Genomic DNA, 15255 nt, shown 5'->3' on the forward strand with positions numbered 1-15255 from the left:
ATTCCATGCCCCTGAACATCAAGGACCTCAAGATAACCTCCGCGGATTTCCAGCCGCTCGGGAAATTGCGCGACGAGCATGCCGGCGACAAGGGCAATGTATTGCCCAAGCTTAAGGTCAGCGGCGTTCCGGCAGGGACGAAAGAGCTCGCCGTCATCTGCCACGACCCGGACGCGCCCTTGCCTAACGGTTTCACGCACTGGGTCGTCTACGGCATCGATCCGTCGACCACCGACCTCTCGGACGCGCAGGAAAAGTTTCGCGTTGGCCCCAACGGTGCCGGCGGCATGCAATATTACGGGCCTCAGCCGCCCGCGGGGCATGGGGAGCATCACTACTACTTCTGGGTCTACGCGCTGGACACAAAGGTCGAAGGGACGCCCACCAGGGAGGAGTTCCTCCAGAAATATGCCGGCAACATCATCGAGCAAAACCGGATCGTCGGCATCTACGAAAACAAGTGAAACGTGCGGTCTCGGCGACCCAGAACGAGAACATGGTCGCCGCCGCCGTATCGATGGGAGAATTCAGCAATGAATGACAGCAAATCTACCCACCAGAAGATATTCGAGGAGCTGGTCACAGCGACGAAGATCCTCTTGAACGAGGGCATTCTGGACACGTTCGGGCACATCAGTGCCCGTGACCCGGAGGATCCCAACAGCTTCTTCTTGGCGCAGAAGCTTGCTCCGAGCCTGATAACGGCCGATGACATCCTGCGGTTCGACCTCAATGGCGAGACCTCGGACAATCGCCCGTCCTATCTGGAGCGTTATATTCACAGCGAAATCTACAAGGCGCGGCCAGACGTTCACTGCGTGCTCCACAGCCACTCTCCAGCCGTGCTGCCATATTGCTTTGTCGATCAGCCGCTGCGGCCCGTGACCCATATGGGCGCATTCCTGGGCGAGTCGGTTCCTGTTTATGAAATTCGCGAAAAGCAGGGAGACGATACGGACCTGTTCGGCGGCAGCCCGAGCGTCTGCCGGGATATCGCCGAAAGTCTCGGGAGCCAGGCCGTGGTTCTCATGGCGCGCCATGGCGTAGTGAATGTCGGCAGTTCCATTCGGCAAGTGGTGTTTCGGGCCTTCTACACGGAACAGAACGCTGCGGCGCAAACGGCCGGCATGCAGATCGGCAAGATCAAGTATCTGTCGCCGGGCGAGGTCAAGGCGGCAGGGAACCTGGTCGGTGCCCAGATCGATCGGGGATGGGATCACTGGTCGGAGCGTCTCAGGCAGGCGGGCCTGGCCTGATGGCCAGGGTGTCTGACTGCTAGCTGGAAGAACCTGGCCGTTGCCAAGCTTTTCCAGCCTCATCTCAATAGTTCTCTGGCGCCGAGGCGTCAGACGAAAGCAATGAATCGATGCAGCACGCGGAAAGTTACGATTACATCATCGTCGGGGCCGGCTCGGCTGGTTGCGTGCTCGCCAACCGGCTGAGCGCCGATCCGAGATGTTCGGTGTTGTTGCTGGAGGCCGGCGGCTGGGATCGCGATCCCATGATCCACATACCGCTTGGATGGGGTAAGATCCTGACCGAGCGGCGCCATGACTGGATGTATTTCTGCGAGCCGGAAGACAATGTCGGCGGACGCAGGGTCGAGTGCGCGCGCGGCAAGGTTGTCGGCGGATCGTCATCCACAAACGCCATGGCCTATGTGCGGGGCAATCGCGGGGACTACGATCGTTGGGCAACCGGAGGGCTCCTCGACTGGTCCTATGACAAGGTCCTGCCGTATTTCCGCAAGCAGGAAACCTGGGAAGGGGGCGAGAACCAATATCGTGGCGGCAGCGGCCCGATCAGCACCCAATTCTGCCGCTACAAGGACAAGCTGATCGACGCCTTCGCGCAAGCCAGCGTGCAAGCAGGCTATGCGCAGACGAACGACTACAATGGCGAGCGGCAGGAAGGGTTCGGCCGGCTCCAGATGACGATTGCAAAAGGTCGGCGCTCGTCGAGCGCATCAGCCTATCTGCGGCCGGTGCTGAAGCGGCCGAACTTGACGGTTCTAACACAGGCGAATGCAACCAAGGTCGTGCTGGAGGGTACGCGCGCCACGGGCGTCATAATCAACCACAAGGGGGGTGAACGCACGGTCGTCGCCCGCCAGGAAGTGCTGCTTGCCGGCGGTGTGATCAACACGCCGCAACTCATGATGCTATCGGGCATAGGCGCCCAGGAGGAGCTTGCTGCTCACGGTATCCAGACGAGGGTCAACCTGCCGGGGGTCGGCAAGAACCTGCAGGATCACGTCTCGGTCATTCTGATGTACCGCCGCCGGACTCCGGGCCCGTTTTTGCGGAACATGCGCGCCGATCGTATCGGGTTCGATTTCCTCAAGACATACCTCACCGGACGAGGTTTTTCGGCGGATGTGCCCGGCGGGGTCGTCGCCTTTCTGAACAGCGACCCGACGCGACCGTTGCCGGATGTGCAACTGCTGTTCACGGCCGCTCCGCTCGCCGCGTGGCCGTATCTCAACCCATTCAAGGCGCCGTTCGCGGACGGATTCGCAACGCGGGTGGTGGCCACACAGCCTGAAAGCCGGGGGGCGGTGAAACTGGCGTCGGCCGACCCGTTGGCGGCGCCCCTGATTCACCAGAATTTCCTGGCCTCGCCCAAGGATTGGGAGTCCCTTAGGGCCGGCTTCCGGGTGGCACGGGATCTCGCGGCGCAGCCTTCCATGCAGCCCTTCATCGAGGCGGAGTTCTTTCCCGGATCGAAGTGCCAGAGCGACGAGGAGATCGACGAGCATATCCGCCGGACCTCCATCACAGTGCATCATCCGGCCGGAACCTGCCGGATGGGAGCCGATTCAGCCTCTGTCGTCGACCCAAAATTGCGCGTTCGCGGCGTCGACGGCCTGAGAGTGGTCGACGCATCCGTCATGCCCGATCTCGTCTGCGGGAACATCAATGCGGCAGTGATCATGATTGCAGAGAAAGCCGCCGACCTCATCGCCAGCTCAAAAGAAAGCGGGGCAGTGCAATGATCCAGCGTATCGCCATCATCGGTCTGGGGACGATGGGGCCGGGCATGGCCGCCCGGCTCGCCAGAGGCGGCCTGCAGGTGACAGCCTACGATGTTGCCGCAGCATCGATTGAGCGCGCGCGATCCATGCTGAGCGTGGCCGAAACCGTTCTCGACGCGCTGGAGATCGCGCCTCCGCCGCCCGGCGTTGGGACCGTTCGCTTCACGGACGAGATCGGCGACGCGGTGTCCGGCGCCGACCTGGTCATCGAGAACGTTCCCGAAAACATCTCGGTCAAGGCCGATGTCTATCGCACGATCGACGGCCTGATAGCATCCGATACGATCGTCGCGTCCGACACGTCGGGTATCCCGATCACGAAGCTGCAGGAGCATATATCGCATCCCGAGCGGATGGTGGGCATGCACTGGTCGAACCCGCCGCACATCATCCCGATGATCGAGGTGATCGGCGGCGAGAAGACCGCGCCGCAAACCGTGGCGACGATCCGCGACCTGATCCGCTCCATCGGCTTGCTGCCGGTGGTGGTGAAGAAGGACGTACCCGGCTTCGTCGAAAACCGCGTCCTTTATGCTCTGCTGCGTGAGGCGGTCGACCTGGTCGAGCGCGGCGTCATCGATCCGGAGGATCTCGACACCTGCGTCTCGTGGGGCATAGGCTACAAAATCGCCGTTATCGGACCTATGGCGCTGCTCGATATGGCGGGCCTGGATATCTACAAATCCGTCTCGTCCTTCCTCAACGCCGATCTTTCCAATCGCGATGATGTGGCGCCGATGGTGTTGGAAAAGACGAACGCGTCGAAGTTCGGCATCAAGTCGGGCGAGGGCATGTTCTCCTATACACCCGAGCAGACCAAGGCGCTGCAGGGCGAACGGGCGCGTAAACTCGTTGCGGTGCGGCGCATCCTGGAAGGCCGGGAGTAACCGATGGCGCATCGTCGTCACAGGGTCAGCAGGGCTAGGGAGTTCGCCACGGCGGCCATCCGTGCCATGTGCGCCTTTGTGGATCAGACGGTCCGGCCACGGCTGACGGCAGCGAATGGAGCGGCAAGCCATGGGCATTGAAACCATTCGAGCAGCCCACGGCTGGCCGGCCCATATCCGCCATGACGAGCTGATCTCGGCCAAGGGCGTTTCGGTGGTCTTGGCCAAGCAGCAGGTTCTGCAGAATATCAATCTTTCAATACCGGAAGGGTCGTTTGTCTCGCTTATTGGTCCTTCCGGGTGCGGCAAGAGCACCTTGCTCAAGGTTATGGCCGGGCTTGCAAATCCGACAAGCGGTAGCGTTTCGATCGCCGGGCTTTCGCCGGTGGAGGCGGCGCGCAAGCGCATGATCGGCCTCGTCTTCCAGGATGCCAACCTGCTTCCCTGGAAGAATTCCGTCGACAACGCATCGATGCTGCTCAGCATTGCTGACAAGTCACTCTCGCGCGCCGAGTTGCGGGCGCGCGGCCAGGAGATGCTGGAACTGGTGGGCTTGGGCGACAGCGCTCACAAGCGCCCCCATGAATTGTCCGGCGGAATGCGCCAGCGCGTCGCCATTGCACGCGCACTGGCGCTCGATCCGGCTGTGCTGCTGATGGACGAGCCGTTCGGCGCGCTCGACGCCATTACCCGGGATTCGATGGGCCAGTCGCTGCTGGAGATTTGGCAGCGCACCGGCAAGACCATCGTGCTCGTCACCCACTCCATCGACGAGGCCATTCATTTATCCCGCCATGTCCATGTTCTGGGGATCAAGCCGGGGCGGATTACCGAGAGCCTCGACATTGGCCTGCCTTATCCGCGCGATCTGTCGGTGACGCAAGATCCGGAGTTCGTCAGGCTGGTGGTTCAGTTGCGGACAATGCTGCGCGCCAGCCATCAACCGGGAGGCGCGTCATGAGCGACCAACCCGTCACCAATCTCGCGGAGTCGCGGCTGGCCTCAAACTGGGATGCGGCGACAGCCAGTTGGCTTCCGGCGGTCATCCTTCTGCTGGCGACGATCATGGTGTGGGAGGCTGCGGTGCGGATCTTCGCCATATCCGCCTTCATCATCCCCGCCCCGTCCGAGATCGCGCAATCGCTGGTCGCGCAATGGGGAACGCTGATGCAGGCGACATTGGTGACGGCGGGCGAGATCCTGTTCGGTTTCCTTGTCTCTGTGGTGGTCGGCATTGCCATTGCACTGGTCATCGTGCGCTTCGACTGGCTGGGGCGCGCACTTTATCCGCTGGTGGTGCTGTTCCAGAATGTGCCCAAGGTGGCATTGGCGCCGATCTTCATCCTCTGGTTCGGCTACGGGCTCGCGCCCAAGATCGGGCTGATCCTGGTCATCGCCTTCTTTCCGGTGACGTTGTCGATGCTGGCGGGCATGCAGTCGGTCGATCGCTCGCTGCTGTCGCTGATGAATTCGGTCGGCGCCAGCCAGACGCAGATCCTGTTCAGGATCCGTGTACCGCATTCGCTGCCGAACCTGATGGCCGGAACCAAGATCGCCGCGACGCTCAGCGTCATTGGCGCCATCGTCGGCGAATTCGCCGGCGCCTCGGATGGGCTCGGCTACGTCATCCAGTTCGCCTCGACCCAACTCGACACCGCGCTGGTCTTCGCGGCCCTGTTCCTCGTTTCGGTGCTGGGCATCGCCTTCTACTACGCAGCCGAAATTCTCGAACGCATCGTGGTGCCGTGGGCACCGAAATTCAGCCAGCCCTAGTCCCCCGGGGCAGTCAAAGTCAGGAAGGATCGATCGAATGCTTAGACGCTCACTTATCAAGGCAGCCACGTTTGTAGCTTTTGCCGGCGCGGTCGGCTTCTCCGGCGTGGCGCTGGCGGCGGACGAGGTCAACGTCCAACTCGACTGGGTGGTGCGTGGCAACCACGCCATGTTCTTCGTCGGCAAGGAAAAGGGCTTCTTCGCCAAGAACGACATCGAGGTGGCCGAGATCCGCAAAGGCTCCGGCTCGCCGGACGCCATGCGGCTGGTGGGCAACGAGAACGCAGATTTCGGTTTCGGCGATCTTCCAACCCTCGCCGTCGCGCGGTCGCAGAATGTCCCGGTGGTGGCGTTGGCCGCCGTCAACCAGCATTCGCCGCTGGCGATCATCTCGCTCGCCAATACGGTGAAGCTCACCAAGCCGGCCGATCTCAAAGGTCTCACCATCGGCATTCATCCGGCCGGTTCAACCTACATCTTCTTCAAGGGTTTCCTGGCGGCCAATGGCCTGACCGAGAAGGACATGACGCTGAACAGCGTCTCACCGCCCTACGAAAGCTACCTGCTTTTAGGCCGGGTCCAGACCGTCGTCGGCTATGTCGACGCCGAGGTTCCCGAGCTGGAGGCCAAGGCCGGCGGTCCAGGCTCGCTCAGCATCATGATGGGCGCCGATTTCGGCTGGAAGGCCTACGGCTCCGGACTGTTCACCTCGCAGAAAATGATCAAGGACAAGCCCGACGTCGTCGCCCGCTTCGTCAAGGCGTACAGGGAGGCGTTCGACTATGTCGTTGCGCACCCCGAAGAGGCAGCCGAGATCACTGCCAAGGCTGCACCCGGTTACGCGGACAAGAAGGACGTGCTGCTGGCGCAGATCAACGCCGATATCGCGTCGACCTTCACCAGCCCGGACACCAAGGAACACGGCCTTGGCTGGATGACGAAGGCGCAGTGGGAGCAAACGCTGAAGACTCTTACCGTTCAGGGCGTGCTCAAGTCGGCTCTGTCGGCGGACGACGTCTTCACCGACACATTCCTGGCGAAGGAATAGGCGCGCGGTGCCCCGGTCGGACGGATCAATGAGCGCCTACCTGCACACCAGCCTGTCCTCGGCCATGCTGCAGGATAGTTTGCGCACGCCCTTGGTCGCGCCGGTGCGGTCGAGTGTGATCTGCACGCGGGTCGCGTACGCCCGGCCCGAGAGACCGCACCATAGCCGCTCGACCGGCAGGTTCTCGCGCTTGTCGTTGAGAATGGTGAAGGTGCCGGTCTTGGCGTCGAACCAGAGTTCGATACGAGCGCTCTTGCCCGGCTCGACCGTCGCGATCCCGGCCGAATACCAGTGGGCCAAATCGGCATTGCAAGACAACCCATCATTGCCCGCATTCGAAATCGCCAACGGCACCATGTCGAGCCCATCAGTGCCGGTGCGGACGGTGACATGGTGCAACTCAACCGCGTTGGCGAAGGACGTGAACGCCAGCAAGACCGGAAGGACGTAACAGATCTTCACTTTGCCTGGGCTCCGTATGTAATTTTCCTGGGCAGCATATCTCGCTTTCGCGCAATAACAATAAGAATAATGATTAGAAAATCAACAGAGAGGGTAACATGTTAAAGCTTCTGAAGAGTAGTGTAAGTGCAATTATATTGAGCGGTGCCTTGATGAGCGGCGCGCTTGCCGGCGAGGTCAAGTCGATCGCCATCCTGACGCCCGAAGAAGGCACCGACTATGGCTGGAACCAGCAAGGCATCGACGCCGCCAAGGCGGCGGGCAAGGCCGCCGGCGTCGAAGTGGTCGTGGCCCAGGGCCTCGGCTATGGCGATGTTCGTCCGACGTTGCGGGAACTGGCGTCCGACGGCGCCAGCCTGTTGATCGCCCACGCCAGCGGTTACAACACCTCGGCGCCTGAAATCGCCAAGGAGTTGAAGGTTCCAGTGGCGATCGTCGACACGCCGAACGGGCTGGAGGCCGGTCTCGTCGCCGACTATACGCTGAGCGGGCACCAGGGCGCCTATCTCGCCGGCCGTCTCGCCGCCAAGATGTCGCGCTCCAAGTCGGTCGGCATCGTCGTGTCGGGCGAACCGCCTTCGTGGAATTCGCAGTCGGCGGCGTTCGCGCAAGGCGTGAAGGCCGAGAACCCCGACGTCAAGATCACCTATGCGGTGATCGGTCCGGCCGCCTACAGCGATGCGGCCGGGGGCAAGCGCGTTACCGAAAGCGTGATCGCCTCGGGCGCCGACATCATTTTTGGCCAAGGCAACGGTTCGAGCTTCGGCATGCTGCAGGCGGTTGAGACGACCAAGGCGGCTGACGGCGGCAAGGTCTATTTCATCGACGTCATCGGCGACAAGTCGCCGATCGACAAGGGCTTCCTGCTGTCGTCGGTGGTGTGGAACATCGAGCCGGTCTATGCGGCGATGATCGCCGATCTCAAGGCCGACACATTCGGCACCAAGCACTATACGATCGGCCTCAAGGACGACTCGGTCAAGCTGCTGAAGACCGCTGCGATCCCGGATAATGTCTGGGCGGATATCCAGGCCCTGCGGGAAGACGTCATTTCCGGCAAGATCATGGTCGATCCGATCTATGACGCGACCGCTGTCAGGGCGCTGATGACAAGCGTCGCCCAGTAAGGCGAGCACAGGTCATCTGCCGGAGGGGCGACCGATCGCCCCTCCGGATGTTTCCCGCTTTTCAGGGCTGGGCTTTCATGAGCAGTCTTTCCTCATCGTCCGTCAACAGGCGCGACATCGTCGCGCTCGAAGGCGTGACCAAACGCTTTCCCGGCATCGTCGCCAATGACAGTATCGACCTGTCGATCCGTCCCGGGGAGGTGCATGTGCTTCTCGGCGAGAACGGCGCGGGAAAATCCACCTTGATAGGCATGCTGTCCGGACTGCAGCAGCCGGACGAGGGACGCATACTGGTCGATGGCGAGCCGACGCCGATCACCTCGCCGCGTCATGCGCTGGCGCTGGGCATCGGCACGGTGTTCCAGCACATGATGCTGGTACCGACGCTGACGGTGGCGGAAAACCTTTTGCTCGGCGGACCATGGTGGCAGCGCCCGAGGACCGAGGAGCTTGAGGCGCGCGTCGCCGAGATCACCCGCAGTCTGGGGATCACGGTGAAGCTGCATGCCAAGATATCGGAGCTTTCGCTGGGCGAGCAGCAGCAGGTCGAAATCCTGCGCGCCATGGTGCGCAACAGCCGGTTGCTGATCCTTGACGAATCCACCTCGATGCTGACGCCAAAAGGCATCGACGAACTGGGCGCGCTGATGCGCCGACTTGTCGAGCAAGGGCTGGCGATCGTCTTCATCACCCACAAGCTCAAGGAGGCGGCGGCCTTCGGCGACCGCATCTCGGTGCTGAAGCTCGGCCGCAAGGTCGGGCAGATCGCGCCAGAGCGGTTTCGCGCGCTGGGCGAGCAGGAGATCATCTCGGAGATCGTGGAATTGATGTTCGGCAAGCAGAAGGATGATCCGGAAGCCGTCGAGCGTCCGATCCGAACGGTCCGAGCCGAAGCGCCTCCGCTGCTACAGGTTACCGATCTGGCGGTCGCGCCGACGGACAACGCACCTGGCTTGTCGTCGATCTCGTTCGACATTCACCCGGGCGAGATCCTGGGCATAGCTGGCATAGATGGCAACGGCCAGAAGCAGTTGGCGGAAGCGATAGCCGGCCAGCGCGCGACGACCGGCGGCTCCGTGCGGCTGGACGGCGCTGCCATCGAAACGTTGAGCGTTGGCGAACGCCGCCGGCGCGGCCTTCGCTACTTGACCGACGACCGGCTGGGCGAGGGCACTGTCGGCACCTTCCCTGTCTCAATCAACTTCTTTCTCAAGCAGGTCGGCGCGGCCCCGTTGTGGCGCAAGGGCGTCGAGCAACGCGCGGAGATCGACAAGCGCGCCGGCCAGCTCGTGCGCGACTATGATGTGCGCACGCCGAGCCTGAAAACGCCCGTGGCGCGGCTGTCCGGCGGCAACATCCAGAAGGTGCTTCTGGCACGAGAACTAGCTGAAGGCGCAAAGGTGGTGATCTTCAACAAGCCAACCCATGGGCTCGACCTCGCCAACACTCTGGCGTCACGCCAGCGCATCCGCGACACGGCGGCACGCGGCCTTGCCGTGCTGCTGATCTCCACGGACCTCGAGGAACTGCTTGGCATGTGCGACCGCATCGGCGTCATCGCCAACGGAGCGTTGGTAGGCACCGTCGAAAATGCCAACGACGCGCGCACCAAGGTCGGTCGCCTGATGATCGGACTTGCCGCATGAGCATCGATACCACCCCCACAGTCAACGTTACCGCGCTCGAGGCGACCAGCGGGGCAACGACGCGTCGCGACATCCTGCATCGGCTGCTGATGACGCTCGGTCCGATCCTCATCGCTCTGGTGATAGCCGGCTGTATTCTGCTTGCGGTCGGCGTCAACCCGCTCGCCTATTATGGCTTTGTGCTGGAGAAAGGACTGTTCTCACCGCTCGGCATCCAGCAGACGCTGACGCGCATGGCACCGCTCCTGTTCCTTGCCGCCGGCCTGATCGTGGCCTTTCGCGCCGGCATGTGGAACCTGGGCGGCGACGGCCAATTCCTGCTCGGCGCGGCGACGGCTGCCGCCAGCGCTCCCGTGTTCGTTCAGATCATGCCCGCCTGGCTGGCGCTGACCTGCTCCTTTCTCATAGCCATGGCGGTGGCGATGATCTGGTCGCTGGTGCCGGCTCTGCTGCGCGCCTATCAGGGCGTCAACGAGATCATCACCACGCTGATGATGACGTTCCTTGGCACCTCGCTTGCCAATGTTCTGGTCAAGCTGGTGTTTCGCGACTCGAACACGACCGTGCCGCAGACCCGTACGCTGCCCGTGGAAGACCGGCTGCCGCGCCTGTTCGAGACGACCATCACCAGTGGCCTGCTGCTTGGGCTGGCGGCGATCATCATCGTGCATCTGGTGATGACCCGCACGGCGTTCGGGCTGAAGCTGAGGATCGTCGGCGCCAACCCGCGCGCGGCGGTCCATTCGGGGTTCAACGTCCCCGGCCTGACCGTTGCTGTCTTCGCCATTTCGGCTGGGCTGGCCGGGCTTGCCGGCGCTGTCGACATCATCGGGGTCCAGGGCAATGTCCGTGCCGACTGGAATCCCGCCTACGGGCTCGCGGTCATTCCGGCCGTGTTTCTCGCCCGCATGAACGGCTTTGCCGCGATCGGCTTCGTCTTCCTGCTTTCGGTGCTGTCGATAGGCGGCGAGAGCGCGGCGCGCAGGCTTGGCGTGCCCAATCATTTCACGCTGGTGCTGGTTTCCATCGTGCTCATCGTGCTCGCACTCGCCGAATATTTCGATCATCGATACAACCAGACGCGGAGGGCCTAGGGCATGACCGGACTCTTCAGCGAAGTCTTCCTCAGCGCGCTGCTGTTCGGCGCCGTCACCGCGGCGATCCCATTGCTGCTTGCCGGGCTTGGCGAGCAGATATCCGAGAAGGCGGGTGTGCTCAATATCGGCATCGAGGGGATGATGCTGGCCGGTGCCTATCTCGGCTTTGTCGGCGCCTTCTATTCGGGCTCGCTGTGGCTGGGCTTTCTCACCGGTGCCGCTGGCGGCGGCGCGGTAGCGCTTGTCATGGCGCTGCTTTGCGTGCGCATCGGGCTGAACCAGATCGTCATCGGCATCGCGCTGACCCTGGGGCTGGAAGGTCTGACGGCACTGCTCCACCATTTCCAGTTTTCACGCAGCTATCCGCGCCTGCCGGCGGCGGATGCAACCGCCATTCCACTGCTTTCGAACATCCCGGTGATCGGGCCAGCATTCTTCCAACATCATCTGATCGTGTATCTCGCGGTCGCGCTGGTTTTCGGCATGACTTATGTCTACCGGCGCACGCAGCTGGGGCTCAATCTGCAGGCGGCGGGCGACAAGCCGGCCGCGCTCGATGTCGCCGGCATCGACGTCGTGCGAACCCGTACCATCGCCGTGTTGACCGCCGGAGCTCTGGCCGGGCTCGGCGGTGCCTATCTCGCTGATGTCGGGGCCGGGCTGTTCATTCCTTTCATCACCAATGGCGCGGGCTTTCTCGGCATCGTGCTGGCCATGTTGGCGCGCGGTCGCCCGATCTGGGTGCTGTTCGGCGCGTTGCTGTTCGGCGTCTGCCTGTCGCTGACGACGGCCATGCAGGTCGCCGGCATCAACGTACCGACCGACATCATCCAGATGCTGCCGTTCCTGGCGGTGATGATCATGCTGGTGCTGTTCGGCCGGCGCGCCAGCCTGCCGGCGGCGCTTGGCATTCCATACGAGCGCGGCGCGCGCTGACGATAATTCATGCGCGGACGGGACCCGCGCCAAACAGGAGGCAAGAATGTCGGATACCAAGGTCTACCTGCTCGACGGCGGCTCGCTCGTCCTCGATGGATATCATGTGTTCTGGAACCGCGGCCCTGGCGGCGAAGTGCGCTTCCCCGTCTATTCGATCCTGATCGAGCATGCCGAGGGCCGGTTTCTCATCGACACCGGCTATGACTACGACCATGTCCTGAAAGTGCTGCCGTTCGAAAAGCCGATCCAGGAAAAGCACCAGACCATTCCCGGCGCGCTGGCGCTGCTTGGCCTTGAACCGAACGACATCGACGTGGTCGTCAATTCGCATTTCCATTTCGACCATTGCGGCGGCAACAAGTATTTTCCGCATGCCAAGAAGATCTGTCACCGCACCGAGGTGCCGCAGGCCTGCAATCCCCAGCCTTTCGAACATCTTGGCTATTCCGATCTGAGCTTCTCGGCGGAAGCGGCGGAGGCGCGTGGCGCGACCGCGCAGTTGCTGGAGGGCACGACGCGCGCCAACTCGACGTTCGAGGGCATCGACGGCGACGTCGAGCTTGCAAAGGGCGTCAAGCTGATCTCGACGCCTGGCCACTCAATCGGCCACTATAGCCTCCTGGTGGAGTTCCCCAAGCGCAAGCCGATCATGTTCACGATCGATGCCGCCTACACGCAGAAGAGCCTTGAAACACTGTGCCAGGCGGCCTTTCACATCGATCCGGTGGCGGGCGTCGATTCGATGCGCAAGGTGAAGAAGCTGGCCGAGGACCATGGCGCCGAACTGATGTACTCGCACGACATGGAGAATTTCAAGACCTACAGGACCGGCACGCAATTCTACGGCTGATCGCCGTTAATCGGGAGACAAGATGATGCGCTATCTCGAACACGCCGATCCGGTCATCACTCTGACGGCGGGGCCGGTGAACGCCTATGCCGAAGTGCTGCGCGGCCTCGGTCGCACGGTGCTCTACGATTACGACCCCGCGTTCCAGCTTTTCTACGAGAAGGTGGTTGACAAGGCGCAGAAGGCGATGCGCCTGTCGAACAAACCAGTCATCCTGCATGGCGAGCCGGTGCTGGGCCTCGAAGCCGCCGCAGCCTCGCTTATCGCTCCCGACGATGTTGTGCTCAACCTGGCGTCCGGGGTCTACGGCAAAGGGTTTGGCTATTGGGCAAAGCGCTATTCGCCACATCTGCTCGAGATCGAGGTGCCCTACAATGAGGCGATCGATCCGCAGGCGGTTGCGGCAGCGCTGAAAGCGCATCCCGAAATCACCGTCGTTTCCGTCTGCCACCACGACACGCCGTCCGGCACCATCAATCCCATCGACCAGATCGGCGCGCTGGTGTCTGCGCATGGCGGCTATCTCATCGTCGATGCCGTCTCGTCCTTTGGCGGCATGAAGACGCATCCGCAGGATTGCAATGCCGATATCTACGTCACCGGCCCGAACAAATGCCTGGGCGCGCCGCCCGGGCTCACCATGATGGGTATCAGCGAGCGGGCCTGGGCCAAGATGAAGGCAAATCCCCTGGCGCCGCGCGCATCGATGCTAAGCATCGTCGACTGGGAAAATGCATGGTCGAGGGACGCGCCGTTTCCATTTACGCCCTCGGTCTCGGAGATCAACGGGCTCGATGTCGCGCTCGACCTCTATCTCAATGAGGGACCTGAGGCGGTGTGGGCGCGTCACGCGCTCACTGCCAAGGTCATGCGCGCGGGCGTCGCTGCGATGGGACTGTCGATCTGGCCCGCCAGCGACAGAATTGCGTCGCCGACCACGACTGCCGTGCGTACGCCCGAAGGCGTCGACGAAAAGGCCCTTCGCCAAGCCGCGCGAGCCCGCTATGGCGTGGTCTTTTCGTCTGGCCGCGGCGAAACATTGGGAAAGCTGACACGCATCGGCCACATGGGTCCGACCGCCCAGCCGATCTATGCAATCGCGGCGCTGACGGCACTTGGCGGCGCCATGAACGCGGTCGGCCAAAAACTAGCGATCGGCAAAGGCATCGATGCGGCGATGGCCGTGATCGATGCCGATGCCTGAACAGACATCACCAGCACCGAACGTGGGAGCATTTTCATGACTGAACGGCTCGCAGGAAAGACGGCCCTGGTTACAGGCGCCGCGCAGGGTATCGGCAAGGCGATCGCAGTGCGGCTTGCCGCCGACGGGGCAACCGTCATCCTCAGCGACATCAATGCCGAAGGCGCCAAGGGAGCGGCCGCGACGATTGGCGGAAAGGCGAGGGCGATCGCCGCCGACATTTCCGACCCGTCATCGGTGAAGGCACTGTTCGCCGAAATCCAGGCCCTGACCGGGGGCATCGATATTCTAGTCAACAACGCAAGCATTGTGCCTTTCGTTGCCTGGGACGATGTTGATATCGACCATTGGCGCAAGATTATCGACGTCAACCTGACCGGCACCTTCATCGTCAGCCGCGCCGGCACCGACCAGATGCGTGCGGCGGGCAAGGCCGGACGGGTGATCAGCATCGCATCGAACACCTTCTTTGCAGGCACGCCGAACATGGCGGCCTATGTCGCGGCCAAGGGCGGCGTCATCGGCTTCACCAGAGCGCTCGCCACCGAACTTGGCAAATACGGCATCACCGCCAATGCGGTGACGCCTGGCCTGATCGAGAGCGACGGCGTCAAGGAAAGCCCGCATAACGAGGCGTTCGGTTTCGTCGAGATGCTGCAGGCCGTAAAAGGCAAGGGACAGCCCGAGCATATTGCGGACGTTGTGTCATTTCTTGCCTCGGAAGACGCACGCTGGATGACTGGCCAGACGATCAACGTCGATGCAGGAATGATCCGGTATTAGTTCGACGGTTGAGACACTTGTCGCATGGAAGCCTGTCCGTTCAGGGTTCCACCGTCCCTTGCCGCGCCGCCCAGTCGAACGGGTAGAGGCAGTAGAAATAGCCGGTGCGCTCGGCAGCGACGTATTTCAGATGCGTGCCATTGGGCAGCCAGACGATGTCGCCAGGGCAGCATTCATGGCGGCCGTCGTCCAGTTCGATCGTCAACGTGCCTTCATGGATGAACAGCACCTCGTCATAGGTCACGGTCCAGTCGATCGAGGCGTTCTCCAGATACTCGATGCCGCCGCCCATGGTCCGGCTGATGTCGGCATTGATGACGCGCGCGATCGAGGACGTTCCGGTCGGTGTGACCGACGGCTTCAGAGTCAACTCGCTGTGCTTGAAAATCTTGGCCTTGGACATCG

Annotated in this window: 16 protein-coding genes; 14 read left to right on the top strand and 2 right to left on the bottom strand. The window is 62.3% G+C overall.

Going from position 1 to position 15255, the window contains the following annotated elements:
- Positions 1-5: 5 nt before the first annotated feature.
- The 7 genes from NKH01_RS06965 (at position 6) to NKH01_RS06995 (ending at position 6742) form a co-directional block, all read left to right on the top strand.
- Positions 6-464, top strand: a complete 459-nt coding sequence (locus tag NKH01_RS06965) for a YbhB/YbcL family Raf kinase inhibitor-like protein (RefSeq protein ID WP_353019726.1) — start codon at positions 6-8, stop codon at positions 462-464.
- A 69-nt stretch (positions 465-533) separates the two neighbouring features.
- Positions 534-1256 carry a class II aldolase/adducin family protein gene (locus NKH01_RS06970; protein WP_353019727.1) on the top strand — a complete coding sequence of 241 codons (723 nt, stop codon included), beginning with the start codon at positions 534-536 and terminating at the stop codon, positions 1254-1256.
- 110 nt (positions 1257-1366) lie between these two features.
- Positions 1367-2995, top strand: coding sequence for a GMC family oxidoreductase (locus NKH01_RS06975; protein ID WP_353019728.1), 1629 nt, complete (start codon positions 1367-1369; stop codon positions 2993-2995).
- Positions 2992-3921: a 5-formyl-3-hydroxy-2-methylpyridine 4-carboxylate 5-dehydrogenase gene (gene fhmpcd1, locus NKH01_RS06980; RefSeq protein WP_353019729.1), complete on the top strand. Its 930-nt coding sequence runs from the start codon at positions 2992-2994 to the stop codon at positions 3919-3921. The genes NKH01_RS06975 and fhmpcd1 overlap by 4 nt, the downstream gene beginning before the upstream one ends.
- 130 nt (positions 3922-4051) lie before the next feature.
- Positions 4052-4882: an ABC transporter ATP-binding protein gene (locus tag NKH01_RS06985; protein ID WP_353019730.1), complete on the top strand. Its 831-nt coding sequence runs from the start codon at positions 4052-4054 to the stop codon at positions 4880-4882.
- Positions 4879-5694 carry an ABC transporter permease gene (locus tag NKH01_RS06990; RefSeq protein ID WP_353019731.1) on the top strand — a complete coding sequence of 272 codons (816 nt, stop codon included), beginning with the start codon at positions 4879-4881 and terminating at the stop codon, positions 5692-5694. Before NKH01_RS06985 ends, NKH01_RS06990 begins: the two co-directional genes overlap by 4 nt.
- A gap of 37 nt (positions 5695-5731) precedes the next feature.
- Positions 5732-6742 carry an ABC transporter substrate-binding protein gene (locus tag NKH01_RS06995; RefSeq protein ID WP_353019732.1) on the top strand — a complete coding sequence of 337 codons (1011 nt, stop codon included), beginning with the start codon at positions 5732-5734 and terminating at the stop codon, positions 6740-6742.
- A 36-nt stretch (positions 6743-6778) separates the two neighbouring features.
- Here NKH01_RS06995 and NKH01_RS07000 read toward each other — a convergent pair whose 3' ends face one another.
- Positions 6779-7204: a hypothetical protein gene (locus tag NKH01_RS07000; RefSeq protein WP_353019733.1), complete on the bottom strand. Its 426-nt coding sequence runs from the start codon at positions 7202-7204 to the stop codon at positions 6779-6781.
- A gap of 152 nt (positions 7205-7356) precedes the next feature.
- On the opposite strand from NKH01_RS07000, the gene NKH01_RS07005 reads away from it, so the two are divergent.
- The 7 genes from NKH01_RS07005 (at position 7357) to pldH (ending at position 14850) form a co-directional block, all read left to right on the top strand.
- Positions 7357-8331, top strand: a complete 975-nt coding sequence (locus NKH01_RS07005) for a putative B6 ABC transporter substrate-binding protein (RefSeq protein WP_353019735.1) — start codon at positions 7357-7359, stop codon at positions 8329-8331.
- Positions 8332-8408: 77 nt separating this feature from the next.
- Complete coding sequence (locus NKH01_RS07010) at positions 8409-9977, top strand: putative B6 ABC transporter ATP-binding protein (RefSeq protein WP_353019736.1); 1569 nt, start codon at positions 8409-8411, stop codon at positions 9975-9977.
- The gene (locus tag NKH01_RS07015; RefSeq protein WP_353019737.1) at positions 9974-11071 is read left to right on the top strand and encodes a putative B6 ABC transporter permease subunit 2; all 1098 of its coding nucleotides are present in this window, start codon (positions 9974-9976) and stop codon (positions 11069-11071) included. The genes NKH01_RS07010 and NKH01_RS07015 overlap by 4 nt, the downstream gene beginning before the upstream one ends.
- Before the next feature lie 3 nt (positions 11072-11074).
- Complete coding sequence (locus NKH01_RS07020) at positions 11075-12010, top strand: putative B6 ABC transporter permease subunit 1 (protein WP_353019739.1); 936 nt, start codon at positions 11075-11077, stop codon at positions 12008-12010.
- A gap of 46 nt (positions 12011-12056) precedes the next feature.
- Positions 12057-12863, top strand: coding sequence for a 4-pyridoxolactonase (pldA, locus tag NKH01_RS07025; RefSeq protein ID WP_353019740.1), 807 nt, complete (start codon positions 12057-12059; stop codon positions 12861-12863).
- Positions 12864-12888: 25 nt separating this feature from the next.
- A complete protein-coding gene (gene ppaT / locus NKH01_RS07030) occupies positions 12889-14067 on the top strand; it encodes a pyridoxamine--pyruvate transaminase (protein ID WP_353019835.1) in 1179 nt (392 codons plus the stop codon).
- 36 nt (positions 14068-14103) lie between these two features.
- A complete protein-coding gene (gene pldH, locus NKH01_RS07035; protein ID WP_353019741.1) occupies positions 14104-14850 on the top strand; it encodes a pyridoxal 4-dehydrogenase, SDR-type in 747 nt (248 codons plus the stop codon).
- Between the two features lie 40 nt (positions 14851-14890).
- Here pldH and NKH01_RS07040 read toward each other — a convergent pair whose 3' ends face one another.
- Entirely contained in the window at positions 14891-15253 is a 363-nt protein-coding gene (locus NKH01_RS07040) for a EutQ-related cupin domain-containing protein (protein ID WP_353019742.1), read from the bottom strand.
- Positions 15254-15255 lie beyond the last annotated feature (2 nt).

The sequence above is a fragment of the Mesorhizobium sp. M1403 genome (genome assembly GCF_040317695.1).
In the GTDB taxonomy this organism is placed as follows: Bacteria; Pseudomonadota; Alphaproteobacteria; order Rhizobiales; family Rhizobiaceae; genus Mesorhizobium.

Coding starts and splice junctions, on each gene's coding strand:
- NKH01_RS07010 (WP_353019736.1), top strand. CDS start 8,409: ATGAGCAGTCTTTCCTCATCGTCCGTCAACAGGCGCGACATCGTCGCG.
- NKH01_RS06985 (WP_353019730.1), top strand. CDS start 4,052: ATGGGCATTGAAACCATTCGAGCAGCCCACGGCTGGCCGGCCCATATC.
- fhmpcd1 (WP_353019729.1), top strand. CDS start 2,992: ATGATCCAGCGTATCGCCATCATCGGTCTGGGGACGATGGGGCCGGGC.
- NKH01_RS06970 (WP_353019727.1), top strand. CDS start 534: ATGAATGACAGCAAATCTACCCACCAGAAGATATTCGAGGAGCTGGTC.
- NKH01_RS07005 (WP_353019735.1), top strand. CDS start 7,357: ATGAGCGGCGCGCTTGCCGGCGAGGTCAAGTCGATCGCCATCCTGACG.
- NKH01_RS06995 (WP_353019732.1), top strand. CDS start 5,732: ATGCTTAGACGCTCACTTATCAAGGCAGCCACGTTTGTAGCTTTTGCC.
- ppaT (WP_353019835.1), top strand. CDS start 12,889: ATGCGCTATCTCGAACACGCCGATCCGGTCATCACTCTGACGGCGGGG.
- pldH (WP_353019741.1), top strand. CDS start 14,104: ATGACTGAACGGCTCGCAGGAAAGACGGCCCTGGTTACAGGCGCCGCG.
- NKH01_RS06990 (WP_353019731.1), top strand. CDS start 4,879: ATGAGCGACCAACCCGTCACCAATCTCGCGGAGTCGCGGCTGGCCTCA.
- NKH01_RS07040 (WP_353019742.1), bottom strand. CDS start 15,253: ATGTCCAAGGCCAAGATTTTCAAGCACAGCGAGTTGACTCTGAAGCCG.
- NKH01_RS06975 (WP_353019728.1), top strand. CDS start 1,367: ATGCAGCACGCGGAAAGTTACGATTACATCATCGTCGGGGCCGGCTCG.
- NKH01_RS07015 (WP_353019737.1), top strand. CDS start 9,974: ATGAGCATCGATACCACCCCCACAGTCAACGTTACCGCGCTCGAGGCG.
- pldA (WP_353019740.1), top strand. CDS start 12,057: ATGTCGGATACCAAGGTCTACCTGCTCGACGGCGGCTCGCTCGTCCTC.
- NKH01_RS06965 (WP_353019726.1), top strand. CDS start 6: ATGCCCCTGAACATCAAGGACCTCAAGATAACCTCCGCGGATTTCCAG.
- NKH01_RS07020 (WP_353019739.1), top strand. CDS start 11,075: ATGACCGGACTCTTCAGCGAAGTCTTCCTCAGCGCGCTGCTGTTCGGC.